At 67.5% G+C, this 23,754-nt stretch carries 26 protein-coding genes and 1 tRNA gene; 12 read left to right on the top strand and 15 right to left on the bottom strand.

Going from position 1 to position 23,754, the window contains the following annotated elements; all coding sequences use genetic code 11:
- Window positions 1-10 precede the first annotated feature (10 nt).
- Window positions 11-511: a DUF1579 family protein gene (locus AC1RQG_RS00565; protein ID WP_493127250.1), complete on the top strand. Its 501-nt coding sequence runs from the start codon at window positions 11-13 to the stop codon at window positions 509-511.
- A 24-nt stretch (window positions 512-535) separates the two neighbouring features.
- On the opposite strand, the gene AC1RQG_RS00560 is transcribed toward AC1RQG_RS00565, so the two are convergent.
- The 3 genes from AC1RQG_RS00560 to AC1RQG_RS00550 all read right to left on the bottom strand — a co-directional run bounded on the left by AC1RQG_RS00560 (window position 536) and on the right by AC1RQG_RS00550 (window position 2,706).
- Window positions 536-1,489, bottom strand: coding sequence for an NAD(P)H-dependent flavin oxidoreductase (locus AC1RQG_RS00560; protein ID WP_493127248.1), 954 nt, complete (start codon window positions 1,487-1,489; stop codon window positions 536-538).
- Between the two features lie 71 nt (window positions 1,490-1,560).
- Window positions 1,561-2,469, bottom strand: coding sequence for an MBL fold metallo-hydrolase (locus AC1RQG_RS00555; protein WP_493127246.1), 909 nt, complete (start codon window positions 2,467-2,469; stop codon window positions 1,561-1,563).
- 15 nt (window positions 2,470-2,484) lie between these two features.
- Window positions 2,485-2,706 carry a DUF1289 domain-containing protein gene (locus tag AC1RQG_RS00550; RefSeq protein ID WP_493127244.1) on the bottom strand — a complete coding sequence of 74 codons (222 nt, stop codon included), beginning with the start codon at window positions 2,704-2,706 and terminating at the stop codon, window positions 2,485-2,487.
- 204 nt (window positions 2,707-2,910) lie between these two features.
- Between AC1RQG_RS00550 and AC1RQG_RS00545 the strand changes: the two genes are divergently transcribed.
- The 3 genes from AC1RQG_RS00545 (at window position 2,911) to AC1RQG_RS00535 (ending at window position 5,714) form a co-directional block, all read left to right on the top strand.
- Window positions 2,911-3,324 (top strand): CopG family transcriptional regulator, encoded by a 414-nt coding sequence (locus AC1RQG_RS00545; RefSeq protein WP_182215108.1) that lies wholly within the window; start codon window positions 2,911-2,913, stop codon window positions 3,322-3,324.
- Between the two features lie 54 nt (window positions 3,325-3,378).
- The gene (locus AC1RQG_RS00540) at window positions 3,379-4,803 is read left to right on the top strand and encodes an extracellular catalytic domain type 1 short-chain-length polyhydroxyalkanoate depolymerase (RefSeq protein ID WP_493127242.1); all 1,425 of its coding nucleotides are present in this window, start codon (window positions 3,379-3,381) and stop codon (window positions 4,801-4,803) included.
- A gap of 89 nt (window positions 4,804-4,892) precedes the next feature.
- Window positions 4,893-5,714, top strand: a complete 822-nt coding sequence (locus tag AC1RQG_RS00535; RefSeq protein ID WP_493127240.1) for an alpha/beta fold hydrolase — start codon at window positions 4,893-4,895, stop codon at window positions 5,712-5,714.
- Window positions 5,715-5,721: 7 nt separating this feature from the next.
- Here the strand turns inward: AC1RQG_RS00535 and AC1RQG_RS00530 are convergent, their stop codons facing one another.
- Genes AC1RQG_RS00530 through AC1RQG_RS00505 form a run of 6 tightly spaced genes read right to left on the bottom strand, consistent with a single transcriptional unit; the run spans window position 5,722 to window position 11,362 of the window.
- A complete protein-coding gene (locus AC1RQG_RS00530) occupies window positions 5,722-6,006 on the bottom strand; it encodes a SemiSWEET transporter (RefSeq protein ID WP_493127238.1) in 285 nt (94 codons plus the stop codon).
- Entirely contained in the window at window positions 5,996-7,156 is a 1,161-nt protein-coding gene (locus tag AC1RQG_RS00525) for a response regulator (protein WP_493127236.1), read from the bottom strand. The genes AC1RQG_RS00530 and AC1RQG_RS00525 overlap by 11 nt, the downstream gene beginning before the upstream one ends.
- Window positions 7,157-7,178: 22 nt before the next feature.
- Window positions 7,179-10,232 (bottom strand): response regulator, encoded by a 3,054-nt coding sequence (locus AC1RQG_RS00520; protein ID WP_493127234.1) that lies wholly within the window; start codon window positions 10,230-10,232, stop codon window positions 7,179-7,181.
- Window positions 10,233-10,256: 24 nt separating this feature from the next.
- The gene (locus AC1RQG_RS00515; protein WP_493127232.1) at window positions 10,257-10,499 is read right to left on the bottom strand and encodes a cysteine-rich CWC family protein; all 243 of its coding nucleotides are present in this window, start codon (window positions 10,497-10,499) and stop codon (window positions 10,257-10,259) included.
- Window positions 10,496-10,762: a zf-HC2 domain-containing protein gene (locus AC1RQG_RS00510; protein WP_493127231.1), complete on the bottom strand. Its 267-nt coding sequence runs from the start codon at window positions 10,760-10,762 to the stop codon at window positions 10,496-10,498. The genes AC1RQG_RS00515 and AC1RQG_RS00510 overlap by 4 nt, the downstream gene beginning before the upstream one ends.
- A 24-nt stretch (window positions 10,763-10,786) precedes the next feature.
- Window positions 10,787-11,362 carry a sigma-70 family RNA polymerase sigma factor gene (locus tag AC1RQG_RS00505; RefSeq protein ID WP_493127229.1) on the bottom strand — a complete coding sequence of 192 codons (576 nt, stop codon included), beginning with the start codon at window positions 11,360-11,362 and terminating at the stop codon, window positions 10,787-10,789.
- Window positions 11,363-11,505: 143 nt separating this feature from the next.
- On the opposite strand from AC1RQG_RS00505, the gene argB reads away from it, so the two are divergent.
- Together argB and AC1RQG_RS00495 are read left to right on the top strand one after the other, a co-directional pair.
- Window positions 11,506-12,399 carry an acetylglutamate kinase gene (gene argB / locus AC1RQG_RS00500; protein ID WP_493128207.1) on the top strand — a complete coding sequence of 298 codons (894 nt, stop codon included), beginning with the start codon at window positions 11,506-11,508 and terminating at the stop codon, window positions 12,397-12,399.
- A 53-nt stretch (window positions 12,400-12,452) separates the two neighbouring features.
- Window positions 12,453-12,527 (top strand) — tRNA-Thr (locus AC1RQG_RS00495).
- Window positions 12,528-12,561: 34 nt separating this feature from the next.
- On the opposite strand, the gene AC1RQG_RS00490 is transcribed toward AC1RQG_RS00495, so the two are convergent.
- Complete coding sequence (locus AC1RQG_RS00490) at window positions 12,562-13,506, bottom strand: TraB/GumN family protein (RefSeq protein WP_493127228.1); 945 nt, start codon at window positions 13,504-13,506, stop codon at window positions 12,562-12,564.
- Between the two features lie 32 nt (window positions 13,507-13,538).
- Here AC1RQG_RS00490 and AC1RQG_RS00485 point away from each other — a divergent pair, with 32 nt between their 5' ends.
- The 3 genes from AC1RQG_RS00485 to pabB are packed head-to-tail and all read left to right on the top strand — an operon-like array spanning window position 13,539 to window position 16,732.
- On the top strand, window positions 13,539-14,264 hold the full coding sequence (locus tag AC1RQG_RS00485) for a pyrimidine 5'-nucleotidase (protein ID WP_493127226.1): 726 nt from the start codon (window positions 13,539-13,541) through the stop codon (window positions 14,262-14,264).
- A gap of 51 nt (window positions 14,265-14,315) precedes the next feature.
- A complete protein-coding gene (gene slmA, locus AC1RQG_RS00480; RefSeq protein ID WP_493127224.1) occupies window positions 14,316-14,891 on the top strand; it encodes a nucleoid occlusion factor SlmA in 576 nt (191 codons plus the stop codon).
- A gap of 17 nt (window positions 14,892-14,908) precedes the next feature.
- A complete protein-coding gene (gene pabB, locus AC1RQG_RS00475) occupies window positions 14,909-16,732 on the top strand; it encodes an aminodeoxychorismate synthase component I (RefSeq protein ID WP_493127222.1) in 1,824 nt (607 codons plus the stop codon).
- A 63-nt stretch (window positions 16,733-16,795) separates the two neighbouring features.
- On the opposite strand, the gene AC1RQG_RS00470 is transcribed toward pabB, so the two are convergent.
- Window positions 16,796-17,563 (bottom strand): class II aldolase/adducin family protein, encoded by a 768-nt coding sequence (locus AC1RQG_RS00470; RefSeq protein WP_493127220.1) that lies wholly within the window; start codon window positions 17,561-17,563, stop codon window positions 16,796-16,798.
- 73 nt (window positions 17,564-17,636) lie between these two features.
- Window positions 17,637-18,593, bottom strand: a complete 957-nt coding sequence (gene ftrA, locus AC1RQG_RS00465; RefSeq protein ID WP_493127218.1) for a transcriptional regulator FtrA — start codon at window positions 18,591-18,593, stop codon at window positions 17,637-17,639.
- A 96-nt stretch (window positions 18,594-18,689) separates the two neighbouring features.
- Between ftrA and AC1RQG_RS00460 the strand changes: the two genes are divergently transcribed.
- Complete coding sequence (locus AC1RQG_RS00460; RefSeq protein WP_493127216.1) at window positions 18,690-19,079, top strand: rhodanese-like domain-containing protein; 390 nt, start codon at window positions 18,690-18,692, stop codon at window positions 19,077-19,079.
- A gap of 24 nt (window positions 19,080-19,103) precedes the next feature.
- Here AC1RQG_RS00460 and AC1RQG_RS00455 read toward each other — a convergent pair whose 3' ends face one another.
- Both AC1RQG_RS00455 and AC1RQG_RS00450 read right to left on the bottom strand, forming a co-directional pair.
- Window positions 19,104-20,297 carry an esterase/lipase family protein gene (locus tag AC1RQG_RS00455; RefSeq protein ID WP_493127214.1) on the bottom strand — a complete coding sequence of 398 codons (1,194 nt, stop codon included), beginning with the start codon at window positions 20,295-20,297 and terminating at the stop codon, window positions 19,104-19,106.
- Window positions 20,298-20,300: 3 nt separating this feature from the next.
- The gene (locus AC1RQG_RS00450) at window positions 20,301-20,915 is read right to left on the bottom strand and encodes a glutathione peroxidase (protein ID WP_493127212.1); all 615 of its coding nucleotides are present in this window, start codon (window positions 20,913-20,915) and stop codon (window positions 20,301-20,303) included.
- A 185-nt stretch (window positions 20,916-21,100) separates the two neighbouring features.
- Here AC1RQG_RS00450 and AC1RQG_RS00445 point away from each other — a divergent pair, with 185 nt between their 5' ends.
- Window positions 21,101-22,324 carry an extracellular catalytic domain type 2 short-chain-length polyhydroxyalkanoate depolymerase gene (locus AC1RQG_RS00445; RefSeq protein WP_493127210.1) on the top strand — a complete coding sequence of 408 codons (1,224 nt, stop codon included), beginning with the start codon at window positions 21,101-21,103 and terminating at the stop codon, window positions 22,322-22,324.
- A gap of 41 nt (window positions 22,325-22,365) precedes the next feature.
- The gene (locus AC1RQG_RS00440; protein WP_493127208.1) at window positions 22,366-22,830 is read left to right on the top strand and encodes a hypothetical protein; all 465 of its coding nucleotides are present in this window, start codon (window positions 22,366-22,368) and stop codon (window positions 22,828-22,830) included.
- A gap of 6 nt (window positions 22,831-22,836) precedes the next feature.
- On the opposite strand, the gene AC1RQG_RS00435 is transcribed toward AC1RQG_RS00440, so the two are convergent.
- Window positions 22,837-23,679 carry a PPK2 family polyphosphate kinase gene (locus AC1RQG_RS00435; protein WP_493127206.1) on the bottom strand — a complete coding sequence of 281 codons (843 nt, stop codon included), beginning with the start codon at window positions 23,677-23,679 and terminating at the stop codon, window positions 22,837-22,839.
- Between the last annotated feature and the right edge of the window lie 75 nt (window positions 23,680-23,754).

Genomic DNA, 23,754 nt, shown 5'->3' with positions numbered 1-23,754 from the left:
ACCAGAACCGATGCGCATCCTCACCCCGTTCCTGCTGTCCACCGTGCTGGCGGCGGCCAGCGCCCACGCCGCCCCCGCCGACGCCCGCCCCGCCCTGCTGCAAGCGCTGGACGGCGACTGGATCATGACCGGCGACGTGATGGGCAAGCCGGTGCGCTACACCATGGCCGCCACGCCCACGCTGAACGCCACGTTCACGGAAATGCACATGAAGGATGTGCAGGTGCCGGCCAAATACGAGGCGCGCGTCTTCATCGGTTACGACCAGGGCAGCCAGTCCGTCATTGCGCACTGGATGGACAGCTTCGGCGCCCAAGGTTCGATTCCCCATGCGACGGGCAAGATCACGGACAACACCATCGAATTCACCTTCCCCTACGCCAGCGCGCCGTTCCGCGACACGCTGCGCTACCAGGCCGAAACGGCATCCTGGACGTTCGAGATCGAATCGGCCAAACCGGATGGCACGTGGCGGCACTTCGCGCGCTACGATATGCGCCACCCGCAATGAGCAGGACGCGGAGCAAGGGGCCTGTTACAGGCTGAGCCGCGCGCGCGCCGCGTCGTACTCGCGCTTCAGGCGCGCCACCATCTCGGCCGTGGTGGGCACGTCATCCATCAAGCCCACGCCCTGGCCGGCGCCCCAGATGTCGCGCCACGCCTTGGCGGTGCCGGAACCGAAACTCATGGCGCTCTTGTCCGACTGCGGCAGCGCCTCCGGGTCCAGACCGGCGGCGGTGATGGACTTCTTCAGATAGTTGCCATGCACCCCGGTGAACAAATTGGTGTAAACGATATCCGCAGCGGACGATTCCACGATCGCGTCGCGGTAGCCGTCCGTCACGTTTGATTCCTGGGTCGCCAGCCAACGCGAGCCGATGTAGGCGAAATCGGCGCCCATGGCCTGCGCCGCCAGAATCGCATCACCCGTGGCGATGGAACCCGACAGCGCGATCGGCCCGGAGAAGAACTTGCGCACCTCGCCCACCAGCGCGAACGGCGACAGCGTGCCCGCATGGCCGCCGGCGCCGCTGGCCACCAGGATCAGGCCATCCACGCCCGCCTCCAGCGCCTTTTGCGCATGGCGGATCGAGATCACGTCGTGCAGCACGATGCCGCCGTAGCTGTGGATCGCGTCCAGCATCTCCTTGGGCGGCGCGCGCAGCGACGAGATGATGATGGGGATCTGGTGTTTGACGCACACCTCCACGTCATGCGCGAGCCGGTCGTTCGAATGGTGCACGATCTGGTTGACGGCGATCGGCCCCACGCGCTGGCCGGGATGGGCGCGCTGGTAGTCGGCCAGCTCGGCCTGCAAATCCGTCAGCCAGGTGTCGAGCAGCTCGGCCGGGCGCGCGTTCAGGGCCGGGAACGAGCCGACGATGCCGGCCTTGCACTGGGCCGCCACCAGCGCCGGCCCGCTGGCGATGAACATGGGGGAGGCGATCACGGGAAGGGTGAGGTTCTGCAACACTGCTGGCAAGGCCATATCGAACTCGCTGATGGAAGTGGATGGAGGTGGATGGAAGGGGATGGTAATGGACGGTGGCGGCGAAGAATTCAGTCGTTAAGTAAGTATTCACTCTCAACGTGTGCCGCACCGCCCCTGACCAGCTGGCCCACGGCCCATCGCGCCAGTTCATCCGGCGTCTGGCGCAGGTGGCGCGCGTTGGCGGTCGCGAACACGGGCATGGACAGCAGCATGTTCGGCACGTCGGCCAGCGCGATACGCTGGCGTTCCAGCAGCAGGAACTTGAGCAGCACCTTGATCGCGTTCTGCGCGTTGCGCACCGGGTCGGCCTCCAGATAATCGACGCGCGAGCGGGCCCGCGCCAGCGCGCCCTGCACGTCCGTGAACGGCGCGCCGTGGCCGGGGATCACCAGCCGCGCGTCCAGGCTTTCGATCAGGTCCAGCGTGGCGCGCTCCTCGGCGAAGCCGGACTCGCCATCGAGCTCGGGGAAGATGACGCCGAACCCGTTCTCCCACAGCGCATCGGCCGAGGCCAGCACGCGGTGCTCGGGGCAGTAGAAGATCAGCGAATGGGGATCGTGGCCGGGCGCGCCCAGCGCACGCCACTCCATGTCGGCCAGCGTCAGCACGTCGCCGCAGGAGACGGTGCTGTCGAAGCGGAAGCGCTCGCACTGCTGGCCGGTGGCCTTGAAGCTGAGCGCGTCCACGTCCCAGTGCCGCACCTTGTCCGCCTCGGCCGCCGGGATCGCCGTGTCGCAGCCATAGTGGGCCTGCAGGATGGCGTTGCCGCCGCAGTGGTCCGAATGCAGGTGGGTGTTGATCAGCCGGTCCAGGTGGCGGCCGTGCAGCGCGTGGCGCACCAGCGCCAGCGTTTGCGGCGCGTGGGTCAGGTAGCCGCTGTCGATCAACGCCGTGTCGTGGCGGCCAATCAGCAGGATGTTGTTGGACGAGAGCCAGCCGCGCTCCAACACCTGGATGGAATCGGGTAATCCCTGCATGCCTGCCACCTTCCCTTAAAAGTCGACCAGCGCCTCGCGGCGCCGGATTTCCGCCCACACGGCGCGCTTGTACGTGTCATCGGCCTTGGACCAGGCGATGATTTCCTCGATGGTGCGCATGCAGCCGACGCAATAGCCGGTCTCGGGGCTCATCTTGCACAGGCTGACGCACGGCGACGGCACCGGCGTGGCCAGTTCAGGCAAAACGGGTTCGGTGGCTGGCGATGCTGGTGTCATAGTGCTGCGGTATCGGTAACGAAGAATGCGCCCATTATGCCGCGCCCCCAGCGGGGCCGCTCGGTCAATTGGTGCTTCACCATAACGCAAAGCGCAAAATCGCGCTTGACCTGCGGCGTCATGGGTCTATACTACCATCCATATAGATGGTGTTTGGATGGCTACCAGATGCCAACAACCACCCCAAGCGCCGGACGGAGACTTATGGCCAAGCAAGAACTGAAGCTCAAAACGAGCGAATCGGAAAAAATCACCATCAATCTGGGACCGATAGACCTGGGACAAATCGACTTGCTGGTGCAGGAAGGGTTCTACTCCAACCGCACCGACCTGATCCGCACAGCGATCCGCAACCAGCTCAACGCCCACGCGGACGTGGTCAAGCAGACGGTGGCGCGCAAAAGCCTGGTGCTGGGCATGCAGCATTATTCGCGCGCCGACCTGGAAGCCATCCAGGCCGCCGGCCAGCGGCTGCAGATCCAGGTGCTGGGCCTGGCCAGCATCGCCAGCGACGTCTCGGTGGAGCTGGCACTGGCCACCATCGAGTCGATTTTCGTGCTCGGCGCACTGCACGCGAGCACCGTGGTCAAGACCGCCCTGGCCGGGCGAATTCACTAACGCGCCTGCCCACCGGCAGTCCGGCACGGCGCATGCTTCGTTGAAGGACGGCTTATGAAATTCGATTCCACGCTGCTGGCGCAGATGCGCGCCGCCACCCAAAAACTCCTGAACAAGGGGCCTGCGGCCGCCACGGCGGCCATCCAGCAAGCGCTGGACGGCCTGCGCGGCACCCCGCGCGCCGCCACGCCGACGATGCGCGACATCAACCCACCACCTGCCGCGCGCCATCACGACGCGCAAGGCGAGGCGACGGTGGAGGATGCCGTCTGCGTCGATACGCCGCCCCGCCACGACATTCCCGATGCCCCGGCGCCATCGGACGCGCCGAACGCCCGTCAGGCCGCTGACAAGCCGGCGCCGCAAGCGCCGCACGACGAACCCGAGCCGCCCCGTTCCGCCGGCGTCGCGCCCGATCCGGCCACCCACCCCATCGAATACGCGCAAGATCTGCTCAACCGCATGGGTATCGCCGTCGACATCCAGGCCGGGATCAACGGCGCACTGCCGTCCGGACTGAAGCACTTCGAGATGCCCACGTTCGACGTCACCAATCTCAACCTGCCGCCGCTCGACCTGACCGGCCTCGACCTGCCCGGCTACGACGCGCCGCGCGCGGAGCCGGCGCCCCTGCCGCCGGGCGCGCAATTCATCGCGGGCAGCTACGCCAACCACGCGGGCGAGCGCAAATACAAGCTGTACATCCCGTCCAGCTACCACGGCCAGCCGATGCCGCTGCTGGTGATGCTGCACGGCTGCACCCAGAACCCGGACGACTTCGCGGCCGGCACCCGCATGAACGACGTGGCCGAGGAGCGCCAGTGCCTGGTGGTCTACCCCGAGCAGACCAAGCAGGCCAACAACGCCAAGTGCTGGAACTGGTTCAACGCCATCGACCAGCAGCGCGGACAGGGCGAGCCATCGCTCATCGCCGGCATCGCCGAACAGGTCAAGCGCGACTACCGCGTGCTGGATAAGCACGTGTACGTGGCGGGGCTGTCGGCCGGCGGCGCCATGGCCGTCATCGTCGGCACGCTGTATCCGGACGTGTTCGCGGCCGTGGGTGTGCATTCGGGCCTGCCGTACGCCTCGGCGCAGGATTTGCCGTCGGCGCTGAGCGCCATGAAGCGCGGCGCCGGCGTGCACAAGACGCCCGGCGACGGCCTGCCCATCATCGTCTTCCACGGCGACCGCGACACCACCGTCCACCCGCGCAATGGCGAAGCGGTGACGGCGCAGCGGCTGAACGGCCACGCGGCGGGCAGCACGCCGTCGGTGCAATCGGGCAGCGTGCCCAACGGCCACCGCTACACCCAGACCACGCACCACGACCACGATGGCAAACCCGTGGTCGAACACTGGGTGGTGCACGGCGCCGGCCACGCCTGGTCCGGCGGCAGCGCGCAGGGCAGCTACACCGACGGCAAGGGACCCGATGCGAGCCGGGAGATGATGCGGTTTTTCAGCACGGTTGGTTGAGGGTACGGCGGTGGATATGCTGGCGGCCTGATATGATCGGCACTCCCGCAACCGCCATCTCATCCGCCCTGTCGGGCAAACGAGCCGATATGCACACCACCGCTCCCATCACTTCCGACCACTGGATCGCCACGCCGCAAGGTCGCCTGTTCGCGCGCCGCTGGCAATCTTCGGCGGCCGCCGATGACCGTGCGGCTATCGTGCTGCTGCACGATTCGCTGGGCAGTATCGAACTGTGGCGCTCCTTTCCGGCCGCGCTGGCGGCCGGCACGGGCAGACCAGTCATCGCCTACGACAGGCTGGGTTTCGGCCAATCCGATCCGCGCGCCGACGACGTCGGCACAGACTTCATCAAAGAGGAAGCGGCGGTCTATGTCCCGCTGGTGCTGCGCCATTTCGGTCTTGATCACTTCGTCGCCATGGGCCACAGCGTGGGCGGCGGCATGGCCGTGCACTGCGCGGTGCGCCATGCCGATGCTTGCGTGTCCCTGATCACCGAGTCGGCGCAGGCGTTCGTGGAGGAGCGCACGCGGACCGGCATCCTGGAGGCCAAGGCATCGTTCCAGCAGGACAAATCGTTCGCGCGGCTGCGCCAGTACCACGGCGACAAGGCCCGCTGGGTGCTCGATGCGTGGACGGAGACCTGGTTGTCGCCTGCGTTCGCGGCCTGGTCGCTCAACGACGTGCTGCCGCTGGTGCGCTGCCCCACGCTGGTGCTGCACGGCGGCGACGATGAATACGGCTCCAGCCAGCAGCCCGAGCGCATCGCCGGCCTGGCGGGCGGGCCCGCCCAACTGACGATCATGCCGGGCGTGCGCCACGTGCCGCACCGCGAGCGGGAAGCCGCCGTGGTGGACCGCATCGCCACCTTCCTGGCGAGCGCCGTGCCGCCACCGCGCGCGGCCAGGTAATCTCGGGCTAGACGCCGCGATCCTCGGGCGCCGGCCGCTCGAAGTGCCACTTCATGCCCAGCACGCTGAGCGCCAGCAGCAAGGTGACGGTGTTGGCGATGATGATGGGCCAGGCCGTGATCGCCACGCCGTAGCACAGCCACAGGAATACGCCGAAGCTGAAGATCGAATACATGCCGGTGGAGATGCCGGCGGCGGCGCGTTCGCGCCACACCAGCCACACCTGGGGAATGAAGGAACAGGTGGTGCAGCTGGCCGCCGCAAAGCCCAGCATGTCTACGTCAATTTGCATCCGCTACTTTCGAAAATAATTCCAGCGTTTCGCGCTTGCGGGCCATGTCCTGGTCGGAGTCGGCATACCGCTTCGCGATCGCGATGAATTCGTCCTGCAAGGCCAGGAAGGCGTCCACCATGTCCGGGTCGAAGTGCTGGCCGCGCCCGGTCGTGATGATGGCCACGGCCTCCTCGTGCGACATGCCTTCCTTGTACACGCGCCGGCTGATCAGGGCGTCGTACACGTCGGCCACCGCCATCAGCCGCGCCGAGATGGGGATGGCGTCGCCGGCCAGTCCTTGCGGATAGCCGCTGCCGTCCCACTTCTCCTGGTGGCCGTAGGCGATCTCCTTGGCGTATTTGAGGAAATCGACCTCGATACCCAGTTCGCGCTCGGCCGTCATGATGGCGTCGCGTCCCAGCGTGGTGTGGGTCTTCATGATCTCCATCTCGTACGGCTCGAAGCGGCCCGGCTTGAGCAGGATGCGGTCCGGGATGCCGACCTTGCCGATGTCGTGCAGCGGCGCGGACTTGAACAGCAGTTCTATCGTCTCGTCGGTCAGGAAGGCGGCGAAGCGCGGGTGGGTGCGCAGCCTTTCGGCCAGCGTCTTGACGTAGTGCGCGGTGCGGCGGATATGGTTGCCCGTCTCGCTGTCGCGCGTTTCGGCCAGCGAGGCCATGGTGTGGATGGTCACGTCCTGCAGCGCCACGATCTCGCGCGTGCGCAGTTCCACTTCCGTCACCAGGAACTGGTTCTGGTCGCGCAGGAAGTCGTGCACGCGCTTCATCGACAGCTGGGTCTTGATGCGGGCCAGCACGATGGGCGCCGACACCGGCTTGGTGATGTAGTCCACCGCGCCCAGGCTCAGACCGAGCTGCTCGTCGGCCACCTCGCTCATGGCGGTGACGAAGATGACGGGTATGTCGCGCGTGGCCGGATCGGCCTTGAGCGCCTTGCACACGTCGTAGCCGCTCATGCCCGGCATCATGATGTCGAGCAGGATCAGGTCCGGCTTCGCTTCGCCCCGTGCGATCTTGAGCGCGCGTTCGCCGTTGACGGCGATCTTGGTGCGGTAATCGTGTTCCAGCACGGCGCACAGCAGGTCGATGTTGTCCGGGGTGTCGTCCACCACCAGGATGGTCGGCTTGGCTTGCAATGGCATCATCATCTTCCTCGGCTAATACCTCATTTTATAGCGATATTTGCAAGGCCGTCGCCACGCCACGCAATTCGTCCAGCGCGCCTTCGAAGTCGTACTGCGCCAGCATGCGGCGCAACTGGCGCGACGGCTCGCCCTGCCCCGCCGCCGCCAGCATCGGGCAGACGCGATCGAGCAGCTTGACGGCCGCCGCATCGTCCTGCGCCAGCAGGCGCGCCATCTCGCGCACCTCGCCGGCCAGCACGGCCGGATCGACCGGCGCCGGGGCCGGGGCCGCAAGCGCCCCCTGCGCCACCGCAGGCGAGGCGGCCGCCGTGCCGCGCAGCGCCATCGACACGCGCGCGACCATCTCGCCCAGCTCCTGCCCCATGGCGGCGATGGCCTCGTCGCGCCCCCCGGCCACGCCCTGGGCCAGCATTTGTTCCACCCTGGCCGCCGCGTCGGCCAGCGCCACGGCGCCGATATTGCCCGCCAGGCCCTTGACGGTGTGGGCTTCGCGCGTGGCCGCCGCCAGGTCGTTGTTGTCCATCGCCTCGGCGATGCGCTGCATGGCATCGATCTGGGTTTCCACGAAGCGGCCCAGCAGCTTGCGCATCAGGGCCGCGTTGCCGCCCACGCGCTGCAGCGCCGCTTCCATCTTCAGGCCGGCGATGATGGGCAGCGGCAGCGATTCCTGCACCGCCTCCTGCGCCCCGGCTTCCGCCGCCGGCTGGCGCGGCTTGACCCAGCGCGCCAATGTCGTGAACAGCTGCGCCACGTCGATCGGCTTGGCGATGAAATCGTTCATGCCGGCCGCCAGGCATTTCTCCTTGTCGCCCACCATGGCGTTGGCCGTCATGGCGATCACGGGCAGGTCGGCGTGGTGCACGTCCTCGCGCAATTTGCGGGTCGCGTCGTAACCGTCCATCACCGGCATCTGGCAGTCCATCAGCACGCCGTCGTAATCGTTGACGGCGATCCTGGCCAGCGCCATCGCGCCATTGCTGGCGATGTCGACGCGCACCCCGGCGTCGCTCAGGATCTGCTGCGCCACTTCCTGATTCACCTCGTTGTCCTCCACCAGCAGCAGCCAGGCGCCGCGCACGGCCTGCTCGGCCTGGCGGTAGCTGTCGTCGCGGCGCGCCTTGCGGCAGCGCCGCAGGTCCTGGCCGAACACGGTGGAAATCGAATCGAGCAGGGTCGAGGCGCTCACCGGCTTGCTCAGCGTGGCCTCCACGGTCAGCCCGTGCAGCTCGTCGAGCAGCGCATCGCGGCTGTAGGCGCTTACCATCACCATGGCCGGCGGCGCCACGCCCGCCGCCTCGGCGTCGGCACGGATCGCCTTGATGGCGGCGATGCCGTTCATGCCCGGCATCTGCCAGTCCATCAGCACCACGCGGAACGGCCTGCCCTGCTCGCGCGCCTGCGCCACCGCTTGCACCGCGCGCGCGCCGCTGTCGGCGGCGGCGGCCTCGAACTTCATGGAGCCCAGCATGCCGAGGAAGATTTCGCGCGCGCTGGCGTTATCGTCCACCACCAGCACCCGCAGGCCGCTGATGTCGGGCAGCGGCAGCGGCGCGTCCTGCTCGCCCACGCCGAAACGGGCCGTGAAATGGAAATTGCTGCCCACGCCGGGATGGCTGTCCAGGCCGATCTGGCCGTCCATCATTTCCACCAGCCGCTTGCTGATGGTCAGGCCCAGGCCCGTGCCGCCATGGTGGCGCGTGGTGGAGGTGTCGGCCTGGGTGAAGGCCTGGAACAATCGCTCCTGCTGTTCGGGCGACAGGCCCGGCCCCGTGTCGCGCACGTCCACCCGCAGCGTGACCTGGTCCGCATCGCGTTCGAGCACACGGATGGTGACCACGATCTCGCCCCGCTCGGTGAACTTGATGGCGTTGTTGGTCAGGTTGATCAGCACCTGGCCGAAGCGCAGCGGATCGCCCACCAGCGCGTGCGGCACGTCCGGCGCCACGTCGAACAGCAGCTCCAGGCCTTTTTCCTGCGCCCGCATCATGGACAGGTCGGCGATGTTGCCCATCACGTCCTCAAGGAAGAAGTCGACCCGCTCGAACGACAGCTTGCCGGCCTCGATCTTGGAGAAGTCGAGGATGTCGTTGATGATGCCCAGCAGGTTGCGCGCGGCCGATTCCACCTTTTCCAGGTAGTTGCGCTGCTTGGGCGTGAGGTCGGTCTGCAAGGCCAGGTGGGTCATGCCGATGATGCCGTTCATCGGCGTGCGGATCTCGTGCGACATATTGGCCAGGAAGTCCGACTTCATCTTGGTCGCATCCTCGGCCGCCGTCACGGCGCGCCGCAGTTCCTGCTCGGCCGCCAGGCTGGCCGTCATGTTCTTGAGCGCCTGCAGCAGTTCGCCCGTCTCGTCGCGCGACGTGACCTCGATCACGGAACTGAGGTCGCCCTGCCCCACACGGGTGGCGATGGCGATGGCCGCGTCCAGCGGCCGCGTGATGGAACGGGCCGAAATGGCGAAGCCCCCCCCCACGGCCAGCGCCGCCACGCCCATCAGCGACATGATCAGCAGCGAGCGGTTGATGTCGGCCCGCGCGCGGTCGGCGCTGGCCATCACCTGGCTTTGCTGCAGCCGGTCCAGTATCTTGATCTCGTCCAGCAGCGCGTTCAGCGCCGGCAGCGCCATGCTGTTCATTTTGTGTTCCGCCGCATCGTGCCGATTGCCCTCCACCAGGTCAGCCACGGCAACGAAGGACTCGTAATAGGCAGCGCGCGCGCGTTTGACGCGCTCGATCTGCTGCCGCTCCTCCGGCGTGGCGTCGAGCACGGCCAGCCGCTCGAGCTGGCTGTCGATCTCGCGCTTGATCTGGTCGATGCGCGCATAGCTGTCAACGCGCTGTTGCCGGTTGGTCTGGATGATCAGGGTGACGACGCGGGTGGCGGCCTCGCGCGACTGCGAGTCGATGATGCCGATCGCCGAGGCGGCGGCCCAGTCCTGCTTCAGGATATGGTCGGCCTCGGCCCGGATGGCGTAGATGCGGCTCATGCCGACCAGGATCACGCCTATCATCAGCACGATCAGCATCGCGTAACCGATGCTGACCCGCGCCCGGATGCGGATATCGCTGAAACGCATGCTGCTTTCCTTCGCTGCGGTGGATTATTCTGGTCTTGCCGGGGCGGCGCCGGCGGCCGCGCTGGTGGTGGCAATATGACGCTTCAGGCAATCGGGGCACCAGCACGACGGGTCGGAGGCCGGCGGCGCCGGCGATGCGGACGACGGCAGCCCGGGCGACGGCACCGGCATCACCAGCGGCAGGCTGGCGCACCAGCACGGTTCACTGCCGTCGCCGTCGGCCATGGCGCAGGTGAAGGTGGCGCCGCAGCGCGCGCACACGCTCATGGCCGGCCGTCCTTGTCCGCCGAGCCGGTGGGATTGGCGGGACCGGCACCGTCGGGCGGCGCGTCGGCGTCCAGCGGGAAGCCGCGCATGGCCTTGCGCAGCAGCGCCATCTGGCCGTTGAAGCGGGTGCAGGCGTCGCACACCATCAGGTGCAGCCGCATGCGGGTGCGCTCGACCAGCGACAATTCGCGGTCCATCCCTTCCGAGACCAGCCGGTGCACTTCGCGGCAGGTCGGCATCAGGGTCGTTTTTTGTGGGTCCATCGTCGCTGCCTATCCAGGGTGCGGTCAGCCGGCCAGGCGGTTGCCAAACCAGTTCAAATCCAGGCATTCACGCAGGCGCATGCGGGCCCGATACAGGAGTACCCAGGCATTAGACGTGGTGATCGCCAGTTCCTTACAAATTTCGTCCGTTTCCAGCTCCAGCCACTCGCGCATCATGAAAATGCGGGCCGTCTTGGCGGGCAGGTTCTCCAGGCACACCTCCAGCACCTTGAAGAAGTCCTTCTGCTCGAGCGTGCGGTCCGGGTCGCCCCAGGCCAGCGGCTGTTCGCGGGTGTGGCCGTCGGCCAGGAACAGCGCGTCGATGGCGTCGTCCTCGGACTGGTCCTCGCCGCTGTCGATCTGGCGCTCGCGCGTGCTGGCGCGCAGGTTGTCGATGATCTTGAACTTGAGGATGCCCGTCACGTAGGTGCGCAGCGACGACTGGCCGGCGAAACGCTCGGGTTTTTCCAGCACAGCGATCAGCGCATCCTGCACGGCGTCCTCGGCCAGCGACTGGTTGCGCAGCTGCAGCAGGGCGAAACGCACCAGCAAGGGCCGCATCGCCTCCAGTTCGCGGTGGAGAGTGGGAGTGGGGGTCATAAGCGCCCAGCCTAGCGGATGATCTCGGAAAATACAACACGTTGGCCCTATAATGCGTACTTGACCGCAGCTGCAGGCTGTAAAATCGCAAAAATCTTAATTCCGGACCCGCCATGACCCACCTGACCAACCTGAACCTAGGCATGAATGACGACCTGACCGCGGTGGCGCCGCAGATCAAGGCGCAGATTCTGGCCGAGGCGCTGCCGTACATCCGCAATTTCCACGGCAAGACCATCGTCATCAAATACGGCGGCAACGCGATGACGGACGAACGCCTGAAGCACGGCTTCGCGCGCGACGTCATCCTGCTCAAGCTGGTGGGCATGAATCCGGTGGTGGTGCACGGCGGCGGGCCGCAGATCGACAACGCCCTGAAGAAGATCGGCAAGCAGGGCACGTTCGTGCAGGGCATGCGCATCACCGACGAGGAAACCATGGAAGTGGTGGAGTGGGTGCTGGGCGGCGAGGTGCAGCAGGACATCGTGATGTTGATTAATCACTACGGCGGCCAGGCCGTGGGCCTGACCGGCAAGGACGGCGGCTTGATCCGCGCCCGCAAGATGGCCATGCCGGACAAGGACAATCCGGGCCAGTTCCTCGACATCGGCTTCGTGGGCGAGATCGACGCCATCAACCCGGCCGTGGTCAAGGCGCTGCAGGACGACGCCTTCATCCCCATCATCTCGCCGATCGGCTTCGGCCAGGATGGCCAGGCTTACAACATCAACGCGGACGTGGTGGCGGGCAAGATCGCCGAGATCCTCAAGGCCGAGAAGCTGATCATGATGACCAACATCGCCGGCGTGCAGGACAAGCAGGGCAACCTGGTGACCGACCTGTCGGCCCGCGAGATCGACGAGATGTTCGAAGACGGCACCATCTCGGGCGGCATGCTGCCTAAAATCTCTTCGGCGCTGGACGCGGCCAAGTCCGGCGTGAACACGGTGCACATCATCGACGGGCGGATTGAACACTCTTTGTTGCTGGAAGTCTTGACCGAACAGGCTTTTGGCACTATGATCCGTTCGCACTGAAAAAACGGCGACGCTCCGCGCACCGGTTTGGCAGCGCGTCGCCACAGTAAAATGCCCTTGTAGCTCAGTGGTAGAGCACTCCCTTGGTAAGGGAGAGGCCACGTGTTCAATCCACGTCAAGGGCACCACTCGCAGCACCTCCCGCAGCACCCTCCCCCGCAGTCAGTAGATCCGCTCCACCGCTAGGCCGCGTTTGCGCAGCAGTTCCGGCACACTGTTCGTTCCCACCAGATGCAGCACACCGATCGCCGCCAGGCTGTCCGTCTCGCGTGCCAGCAGCGCCGCGATACCGTCCGCCAGCGCCGGATTACGCCCGTCCAGCAGCACGCGCTGCACGAAGCGGCCGGAGAAGGTATCGTCCCCGGCAGCCTTGCGCGCCAGCGCGTCGAGCGCCGCCGCGTCGGCGCCACGCCACGCCTGCGCGATCTCGCGCGCCTGGCTGGCCTGCTGGTGATCCTCGATCGCGTCTATGCCATCCTGCAGGAAGCGCGACTGCTCCTCGGGCGTCATGGCATCGAACAGGGCCAACTGGCTCTCGGGCGACTCCAGTTCCAGCACCGGCTGCTTGCGCTCGTGCGCCTGGCGCGCCAGCCAGCCATCCACCGCCAGCGCCGTGTCGTAGCCCTGCGCCGAGAATTCGCTCACCGTCAGCACGCTGGCCAGCAGCCACGGTTTCATGGGCGCCACCGCGTCGGCGTCGAGCGCGTACTGGCGCAGCAGGCGTTCAAGGCGCGGGCGGTACGGCGCGGGCAGCGCCGCCTGCGCGCTGCCCGCGCCGCGCGCATACATGCCGTACTGCTGCACGGCCTGCGTCATGCGGGCCGGATCGGCCAGCGGGTCGATTTCCAGCGCCAGCACGGAAGCGCGCGCCAGCGCGCCCAGCACACGTTCTTCGAGCGGATAGAAGTCGGGCGCGCCGACGTGGATGGTGCCGAACAAATACAAGGTGTGGCCGTTCTGCGCCACCTTGAACAACGCGCCCCGGTTGGGCGCGCCCTGCTGAGTCACTTGCGGCGCAGCCTGCTGCTGCGCGGCCTCCTGCGCCCACGGGGCCGGGGCGGCGAACCAGAACAAACTGCAGAACAACACTATAATCTGGCGTCGCATGCTTTCCTTTGCCGCTATTGATCGAGACGTCCGTGAATATTAACCGCAACCCGCCCGTGTGGCTGTTCGATCTGGACAATACACTGCACAACGCTTCGCACGCCATCTTCCCGGCCATCATGGCCAACATGAACGACTACATCGCCCGCGTGCTGGGCGACGGCACCACCCCGGCCAGCCAGGAGGCCGTCAACGCGGCCCGCACCCTGTACTGGCGGCGCTACGGCGCCACCATGCTGGGACTGGTCAAGCACCATGGCGTGCGGGCCGAGCACTTCCTGGCCGAGACCCACCGCATGCCGGAACTGGCGGCCATGATACGGGCCGAGCGCGGCCTGCGCCAGCTGCTGCGCCGCCTGCCGGGCCGCAAAATCCTGCTCACCAACGCGCCGCACGGCTATTCGACCCAAGTGCTGCGCCACCTGGGCCTGCACCGCCATTTCGACCACCACGTGGCGGTGGAAGCGATGCGCGTGCACGGCCAGCTGCGGCCCAAGCCATCCAAACTGTTGTTGCGGCGCCTGATGCGGCGCCACGGCCTCACGCCCGGCCGCTGCGTGCTGGTGGAGGACACGCTGGCCAACCTGCGCAGCGCCCGCGCGCTCGGCATGCGCACGGCGTGGATCACCCAATACCTGCGGGTGGGCGACGCGGTGGGCCTGGCCCACCCGGCGAAAACGCTAAATCGCCCCGGCTATGTCGATGTCAAAGTAAAATCTGTCAGGCATTTGCCCGCGCGCCTGCACCGGCTGCGCTGACGCGGGCGCGCGCCGCATTGACGTTTTGTTCATCCTTCCTATCGAGATCACATGGCAAGCACACCGCCGGGCCAGCGCCGGATGCAAATTCTCCAGGCCCTGGCCGAGATGCTGGAACAACCCAAGGGCGACAAGATCACCACCGCCGCGCTGGCGCGCAAGCTGGAGTTTTCCGAGGCGGCCCTGTACCGCCATTTCGCCAGCAAGGCCCAGATGTTCGAAGGGCTGATCGAGTTCATCGAAGGCACCGTGTTCGGCCTGATCAACCAGATCACCGAGCGCCAGGACGACGGTCTGGCGCAGGCGCGCGACATGGTCGGCATGCTGCTGCAATTCGCCGTCAGCAATCCCGGCATGACGCGGGTGCTGATCGGCGACGCGTTGGTGAACGAGGACGAACGGCTGCAGCAGCGCATGAACCAGTTCTACGACCGCGTGGAACTGGCGTTGAAACAGGCGCTGCGCGTGGCCGCCGCCGAAGGCCATGCGCCCGAGGCCGAAGTGACGGCCCGCGCCGGCATGCTGACCAGCTTCGTGCTGGGCCGCTGGCACCGCTACGCCAAGAGCGGCTTCAAACAGAATCCGGCGCAGGACGCGGCGCTGCAGATCGCCCTGCTGCTGGCGTAACACGACCTTGAGAATTGATGAACCCTGAAGTATTCGCCCTGCTGGACGACGCCAGCCCCGATGGCACAGCCCAGACCCGCTCGCGCCTGTACACGGGCCACAATGCCACGCTGCGCTGCCACGACATCGCCCACTGGCCGGCGCTGCTGGAACAGATGCAGGCGGCGCTGGCGCGCGGCCAGCACGCCGTCGCCCTGTGCACCTACGAACTGGGCGAACACCTGCAAGGCCTCACCGTGCCCGCCGACGCGCACACGCCGCTGGCGCAAGTGCTGCTGTTCGACCAGTGCCAGCTGCTGTCGGCGCCCGAGGTGGGCGAATGGCTGGCGGCCCGCTCCTTCCCCATCGACCGTCCGGCCGGCATCGCCGCCGTGCGCGCCAACGTCGACCAGGCTTCCTTCACGGCCGCGCTGGCGCGCATCCACGCCTACATCGAGGCCGGCGACACCTACCAGGTCAACTACACCTTCCGGCTGCGCTTCGACGCGTTCGGCAGCCTGCCCGCCCTGTACGCGCGGCTGCGCGCGCGCCAGCCCGTGCCCTACGGCGCGCTGGTGGCGCTGGACGACGGCACGGCCGTGCTGTCGCTGTCGCCCGAACTGTTCGTGCGCCACGCGGACGGCCTGCTGACGGCGCGCCCCATGAAAGGCACGGCCCCCGCCGCGCCGGCCGCCCAACAGGACGAGAACGCGCGCCGCGCCGCCGCACTGGCGGCCGACCCCAAGAACCGGGCCGAGAACCTGATGATCGTCGACCTGCTGCGCAACGACATCGGCCGCGTGGCGCAGACCGGCACGGTGGAAGTGCCGGCCCTGTTCGAGGTGCGCCGTTACAGCGGCGTGCTGCAAATGACCTCCACCGTGCAGGCCCGCCTGCGCGCGGACGCCACGCTGGCCGGCATCTTCGACGCGCTCTACCCGTGCGGCTCCATCACGGGCGCGCCCAAGCGCCGCACCATGGAAATCATCCGCGAGCTGGAACCGGACCGGCGCGGCCTGTACACGGGCGCCATCGGCTGGTTCGCGCCGACGCAGGGGCGGCAGGTCGGCGACTTCTGCCTGTCGGTGCCGATCCGCACCCTGGCCCTGCAAGCGGAGCAGGACGGCGTGCGGCGCGGCGAAATGGGCGTGGGGGCCGGCATCGTCTTCGACAGCGACGCCGAAGCCGAATACGCCGAATGCGCGCTCAAGGCCCGCTTCCTGACGGGACTGGAAAACGACTTCGACCTGTTCGAAACCCTGTACGCCACGCGCGAAGACGGCATGCGCCACCGCGCACGCCACCTGGCGCGGCTGGCCGCGTCGGCCGCCTACTTCGGCTACCCGTGGGATGCGGCCGCCGCCAACGCCTACCTGGACGCGACCCGCGCCGCGCTGCCCGCCGGCCAGCCGTGCCGGGTGCGGCTGGCGCTGGCGCCGTCGGGCGCGTTCGCCATCCAGCACGCGCCGCTGGCGCCGCTGGCCGAGCCGGTGCGGGTGCTGCTGGCGCCGGATGCCACCAGCGCCAGCGACCTGTTCCTGCGCCACAAGAGCAGCGTGCGCACCCGCTACGACGCGGCCTGGCGCGAGGCGGAAGCGCAAGGCGCGTTCGACACCCTGTTCTTCAACGAGCGCGGAGAACTGACGGAAGGTGGGCGCAGCTGCGTGTTCGTCAAACTCGATGGCCGCTGGGTCACGCCGCCGCTGACGAGCGGCGTGCTGCCCGGCGTGATGCGCGGCGTGATGCTGGAAGACCCGGCCTGGCAGGCGCAGGAGCGCGTGATCACCCGCGCGATGTTCGAACAGGCGCAAGAGATCGTGCTGTGCAACGCCCTGCGCGGCGCCATCCGCGCCGTGCGCTAACACCAAAAACCGGGGTCAGGTCATGCCATCGGGCATGACCTGACCCCGGTTTTCTTGCGGGACTCAGTCGGCGTAGCCGGGGTTGGCGCGGTCGAGCCGCCGCAACAGGCCGGGCCAGGCCAGCTGGCCGGGGCGCACGCCGCGCGTGGCCACCTTCATCTGTTCGCGCACGCCGTCCAGCACCGTTTGTGGGATGTGCACCAGCGGCCCGCCGCCGGCCTGCGCGCGCAACTGGATCATGCACGCGCTTTCGAAGAAGTACATGGCCACGAAGGCGTCGGCCGGCGTGGCGCCCACCGTCAGCAGGCCGTGGTTGCGCAGCATCAGGTAGGTGTGCTTGCCCAGGTCGCGCACCAGCCGCGGCTTCTCGTCCGGATTGAGCGCGATGCCTTCGTAGTCGTGATAGCCGAGCGACGACAGCACCCCCATCGCCACCTGCGAAATCGGCAGCAGCCCGCCCTGCTGGGCCGACACGGCCACCCCGTTCACGGAATGCGTGTGCATCACGCAGTGCGCGTTGTCGCGCGCCGCGTGCACGGCGCTGTGGATGACGAAGCCGGCCGGGTTGATGTCGTACGGCGAGTCGCTCACCTTGTTGCCGTCGCCGTCGATCTTGACCAGCGACGAGGCCGTGATCTCGTCGAACATCATGCCGTACGGGTTGATCAGGAAATGGTGCTCGGGCCCCGGCACGCGGGCCGAGATGTGGGTGAACACCAGGTCGTCCCAGCCGAACAGGGCCGTCAGGCGGTAGGCCGCCGCCAGGTCGACCCGGATTCGCCATTCCTCCGCTGATACGGTGTCCCGCAAGGTGCTGCCGGCAGTGTTCATAACGTCCTCCGCAAAGTGATGTGGTCATTGATGCGCCAGCATACTCGCATCGCCGCGCGCCGTCAGACCGGGATCAGACGGTATTGGCGAACTGGCGGCGATAGGCGCCCGGCGTGGTGGCGGCCAGCCGCCGGAAATGGTGGCGCAGCGATTCCTCGGACCCAAAGCCGGCCCGCTCGGCCACCAGCGCCAGCGGGATCTCCGGCGCTTCGAGCAAGTCCTTGGCGATGGCCAGCCGTTCATGGATCAGCCATTCCACCGGCCCCAGGCCAGTCGCTTCCTGGAACTGGCGCTGCAACGTGCGCGGACTCATGGCCGCCTGTTCGGCCATGCTCTTGATCGTGTGCGGCTGGGCCGGATGGGCGCGCAGCCAGTCCATCAGGCGCGACAAGCGGCCGCGCTCATCGTGCGCCATGGGACGCGGCAGAAACTGGGCCTGCCCCCCTTCGCGGTGCGGCGCCACCACCAGCCGCTGCGCAACCAGATTGCCGATCCGCGCGCCATAATCGCGCCGCACCACGTGCAGCAGCATGTCGAGGCCGGCGGCGGAGCCGGCCGCCGTGATGATCTGGCCATTGTCCACATACAGCTGGTCCGGTTCCACGGCGATGCGCGGATAACGGTGCGCCAGCTTGTCCGAATAGCGCCAGTGCGTGGTCGCGCGCTGGCCATCGAGCACACCGGCGGCGGCCAGCACGAATACGCCCGAGCAGATCGAGCACAGGCGCGCACCGCGCTGGTGGGCGGCCCGGATCATGGCCAGCAGCGGCGCCGGCGGCGTTTCATCGGCATCGCGCCAGCCGGGGATGACGATGGTGTCGGCCTGTTCCAGCAATTCGGGCGCATACGGCGCCTGCACGGTGATGCCGCCAGCGGCCCGGATCGGCCCCGGCTCCACGGCGCAGACGGCGAACGCGTACCAGTCCACCTCCAGTTCGGGACGCTCGAGCGCGAACAGTTCGACCGTGCAGCCGAATTCGAAGGTGCAGAGCCGGTCATAGGCCAGGGCGACGACGAGATGTTTATCCATGGCGCGATCTTAACGCATATTGGCATTCGCGCCACTGCCCGCCATGACAGGCGACGCCGATAATGGCGGCACCGTCCACCCGACAAGGAGTCCAGCATGTCCCCTGTGAGCGCCATCGCCGCCGCCCCTTCCGCCGCCGCCCTGAGCCATTTTGAAGCCCAGTTCGCCTTTGAAACCGATTGCTGGGATGTGCACCACGCGCTCACCAACGGTCAGCAGGATTTCGTGCTGCTGGACGTGCGGGGCACGGAAAAATACGCGGCCGGCCACGTGCCCGGCGCGCTGGACCTGGCGCACGGCAAGATCATCGGTTCGAAGATGGCCGACTATCCGGCCGACACGCTATTCGTCGTCTACTGCGCCGGCCCCCATTGCAACGGCGCGGCGCGCGCGGCCGTGCGGCTGGCGCGGCTGGGCCGGCCCGTCAAGCTGATGACGGGTGGCATCACGGGTTGGCTGGACGAGGGGTTCGCGCTGCAGCGATAGCAACGGGCCGCCGCCTGGGCACGGCTACAGCCAATCCAGCAGCAACCGCGCCACCTCCGGCGAGTTCAGCAGGTCCATGTGGTTGCTGCGGTAGACCTTGGCCTGGTGGTCCGGCGCGAAATCGAGCTGGCGCTTCTTATGCGAATGCTGGCCCAGCGCGCTGGCCACCGGCACCAGGCCGTCGCCGGCCAGCCGCGCGCCCTCCTCGGCGGACGGCTTGCTGATGGTGGCCGCCACCGCGTAGCACCGCACCTTGGGCGGCAGCGGCACCGTCTGCGGCAGGGCGCTGCCGTGTTCGAAGCGGTCCTTGCCGTTCCAGTCCTCGTCCAGCAGGCTGCCGTGGCGCAGGTCGGTGATGCCGGCGCTGCGGATCTTGCCCAGCCGCGAGAACGGCGCCGTGTAGCTGCTCAGGCCCGTGATCACGTGGAACCAGTTGCCGCCGCGCTCGAGCGGCGCGCCGTGGTGCGGCGAGCCGAGGCACACCAGCTTGCTCAAGCGCTTGAGCCACTTCTGCCCGTCCGCCGCGCCGTAGTGGCAGGCGCTGCGCGCCACCAGCCCGCCCATGCTGTGGCCGACGATCACCAGTTCCTTGACCGGCACCGGCCACTGCGCCAGCAAATTTTCCAGCTGCGTGGCGAACTCGCGCCCGTTCTCGGAAATATGGCGGCCGCTGTTGTAGCGCAGATAGACGGGCGTGTAGCCGCGTTCGCGCTGCAACGCTTCGCCATGGTCGAAACCGGCGCGCCGCCATTGCAGGTCGTTCATGCACAGGCCATGCACCAGCACCAGCACGCGCCCGGTGACGGCGCCCGCCTGCGGCACGAACGGCTGGCCGTCGCGCCGGAACTGCATGTGGATCTGCAAGGGATTGTCGGTCTCGGCCAGGTAATCGCCGAGCACGCCGTTGACGGCCGCCAGCAGCGGTTCGCGTCCGCCCCAGCCGCTGCCCGCGCCCAGCAGCGGTTCCAGACGGCCCAGCACGCCATCCATGCCGCCGCCCACCAGCCGCGTCACGCCACGCACGCCGCGATAGACGAACGACGTGGCCTGCGCCAGCGGCCGCGCCACCACGGCCGGCGCCTGCCCGATCAGTTTCAGATGCACTTCCTCGGCCAGATCGGCCACGCCCGTCACGGCGCTGACCGTCAAACGGGACAGGCCGAGCAGATCGGCCGCGTGGGAAACCTTGTTCGACATCATCGTGCGGCCCTTGTTCATGGTTTAGTGCGCCAGCGCCTGTTCAACCGCCGTCACCAGTTCCTTGTCGGCCGGCGTCACCTTGCTGGGGAAGCTGGCGACCACCTTGCCGCTGCGGTCGATCAGGTATTTGTGGAAGTTCCACGCCGGCGCCGTGCCGGTGAGCTTGATCAGGTTCACGTACAGCGGGTTCGGATGGTCGCCGTGCACGACGGACTTGGCGAACATGGGGAACTTGACGCCATAGGTGTTGTAGCAGAAATCGGCGATGTCCTTGCTGTTGCCCGGCTCCTGCTTGCCGAAGTCGTTCGACGGGAAACCCAGCACCACCAGACCCTTGGGCCCGTACTTGGCGTACATGGCTTCCAGGCCTTCGTACTGGTAGGTGAAGCCGCAGTAGCTGGCCGTGTTCACCACCAGCACCACCTTGCCCGCGTACTGGCACAGGTCCTGCGGCGTGTCGTCCTGCAGGCGGTTGAAGGTTTGCTTGAGGATGGCCGGGCAACTGCCGGCCGCGGCCGGCGGCGTGGCCATGGCAGGCGCGGCGGGCGCGGTCGCCGCGGCGTACGCCGGCATGGCGCCCAGCAACGCGCCGGCCAGTGCGCCGGTCAGGCGCAATTTGACGATGGTATCGGACATGACGCGGCCATTCAGAGTGGATTGGACGTCCATTCTATGCCAAACCGCCACGGCCCATGTTTTTCCGGCCCGGTCCGACATGGCGCGCACGATTGCCCGCACGGTTGAGCGAGATTAAAGCCGCGCCACTATCATCACCGACAATGGCAGTGCGCCCCATCCCGCCCTCTTTCCAGGAGTTTGCTATGTCGCTACGCCTGCTGTTGCTGATCTCGTGCTGGCTGGGGCTGGTGCTGACGCCCGCCCGCGCGCAAGTGGTGCCGCTGCCGGCCATGCAGACGGCCAATGTCAGCGTGTCCGGCCTGTCCTCGGGCGGTTTCATGGCCGTGCAGTTCGACGTGGCCTATTCCGCCAGCGTGATGGGCGCCGGCGTGGTGGCCGGCGGGCCGTACTATTGCGCCCACGGCAGCGTGGCCACGGCCACCACCGTCTGCAGTTGCACCGGCACGCCGTATTCGTGCCGCGTGGCGCCCGGCGGCACCGGCGTGGCCAGCCTGATCAAGCTGACCGACCAGAACGCGGCCGGCGGCACGGTCGATCCCACGGCCGGACTGGCCAGCCACCGCATCTGGATGCTGTCCGGCACGGCCGACTCCGTCGTGCCCCAGGCCGTGATGAACGACCTGCAAAGCTACTACCGCCACTACATCGGCGCGGCCAACATCTTCTACAAGCAGGACTTGCCGGCCCAGCACGCGATGCCGACGGACAACTACGGCAACAGTTGCGGCAAGCTCGGTTCGCCCTACATCAACAACTGCGGCTACGACGCGGCCGGCGAGCTGCTCAAATGGATCTACGGCAACCTGAACAACCGCACCAGCGCCAGCCCCGCCGGCCGCTTCGTCGAGTTCGACCAGGCCGAATTCCTGCCCGATCCCACCGCGCACGGCATGGCCGCCAGCGGCTACCTGTACCTGCCGCCCGGCTGCGACGGCAATAACGGCCAGGGCTGCCGCCTGCACGTGGTGTTCCACGGCTGCCTGCAGGACACGGGCAGCATCGGCGACACCTACCTGCGCCACGCCGGCTACAACGCCTGGGCCGACAGCAACCGCATCGTGCTGCTGTATCCGCAGGCGGCGCCCATTTATCCGCTGACCAACCCGAACGCCTGCTGGGACTGGTTCAACTACGACGACGCGCATTACGCGCAGAAGTCGGGCCACCAGATGGCCGCCGTCAAGCAGATGGTGGACCGGCTGACGGGCGGGACCGCCCCGCCGCCGCCCGTCCAGTGCTACACGTCCAGCAACCGCGACCACGTGCTGGCCGGGCGCGCGCACGACAGCCTGTTCCGCGCGCTGGCCAACGGCTCCAACCAGAGCCTGGGACTGGACAACATCTTCATCCACACCACGCTCAAGCGCACGGGCCCCAATTTCTACGTGGTCGGCAGTTGTCCGTAAGCCGGCCTTTCCATCCCGCCACAGGAGGTCATATGTATCCGATGCAATGGTTTTGGGCGCCCCAACTGCACTTCCCCTGGAGCGGCGGGGTGGCCCAGCAGATCGAGCTCGATCGCTTCTTCGACGCCATCCCGCCCGAGGCGGGCGACGGCAAGATCGAGCGCAAGGCGTTCGACGTGGCGTCCTACGGCCGCCAGCTGGGCTGGATTTCGGAAGTGCTGCTCGATCTGGCCAGGACGGCCCCGCCCTCGTCCGGCCAGGCGCGCGTGGCGCTGCAAAACCTGGTGGAGGCGAACGAGGAAATCCAACGCATCAAACAGGCCGGGGATGCGGGTCGGGCGATGACGGCCCTGGCCATCGAGGACGCCATCGTCGCCCTGCGCACACGCGACGGCGAGCAGTTCCGCCAGCTCAGCGAACGGCTGCTGCCGCTGCTGCAAGCGCCGCCCGTCCTGCCAACGCCGCCCGCGCTGGCCGCGCCGGCGCTGCTGGAGGCCGGCGGCTGATGGCCGCTAGTCGACGGTGACGGCCGTCAGCGCCGGATCGGGCGCGGGGAAGGTCAGCTTCATGGCCGTCAGCGTTTCGAGCAGGATGGTGGCGATCACGAGGTTGCGGTGGGTCTTGGAATTGGCCGGCACCACGTACCACGGCGCGTGTTCGGCGTCCGTGGCGCGGATCGCCTGCTCATAGGCGCGCTGGTAATCGTCCCACTTCTCGCGCTGGGCCAGGTCGGTGGGATTGAACTTCCACTGCTTGTTGGGATCATCGAGCCGCTCCTGCAAGCGTTGCCGCTGCTCCTCGCGCGAAATGTGGAGGAACACCTTGATGATGACGGTGCCGTTCTCGGCCAGCATGCGCTCGAAGTCGCGGATCTGCGCGTAGCGGCGCCGGCATTCGCGCCCGTCGATCCAGCCTTGCACCTTCGTGATCAGCACATCCTCGTAATGGCTGCGGTTGAAGATGGCGATCTCGCCCTTCACCGGCACCTGCTGGTGCACGCGCCACAGGTAGTCGTGCGCCAGCTCGATGTCGGTCGGCTGGCGGAACGCCACGGCCCGGATGCCCATGGGATTGATCATGCTGAACATGGTGCGCACGGTGCCATCCTTGCCGGCCGTGTCCATGCCCTGCAGCACCAGCAACACCTGCTGCTTGCGCTGCGCGTACAACATCATCTGCAGTTCCGACACGCGCGCGATCAGGCTGGCCGTGTGGCGCTGGTCCTGCGCCTTGGCCTTGGCCTTGCTCAGCTTGGGATTGGCCGCGCGGCTCGACAGCGCGCTGTCGTCGGCGTCCTCCTCGCGCAGTTTGAGCTTGGCATGGGCACGGAAGCGCTGGCGGGCGGATGCTGGCATGGTGGTGGACTCCTCTCGCGTTCTCGCGATTTCGCGATCTCGATTTCGTTAAAGGGCGCGACTGTCGGCGCGGCC

This window comes from Rugamonas sp. GW822-FHT03B10, assembly GCF_058801745.1.
The sequence above is the reverse complement of the archived record's forward strand: the minus strand, read 5'-3'. Positions and strand labels throughout refer to the sequence as shown.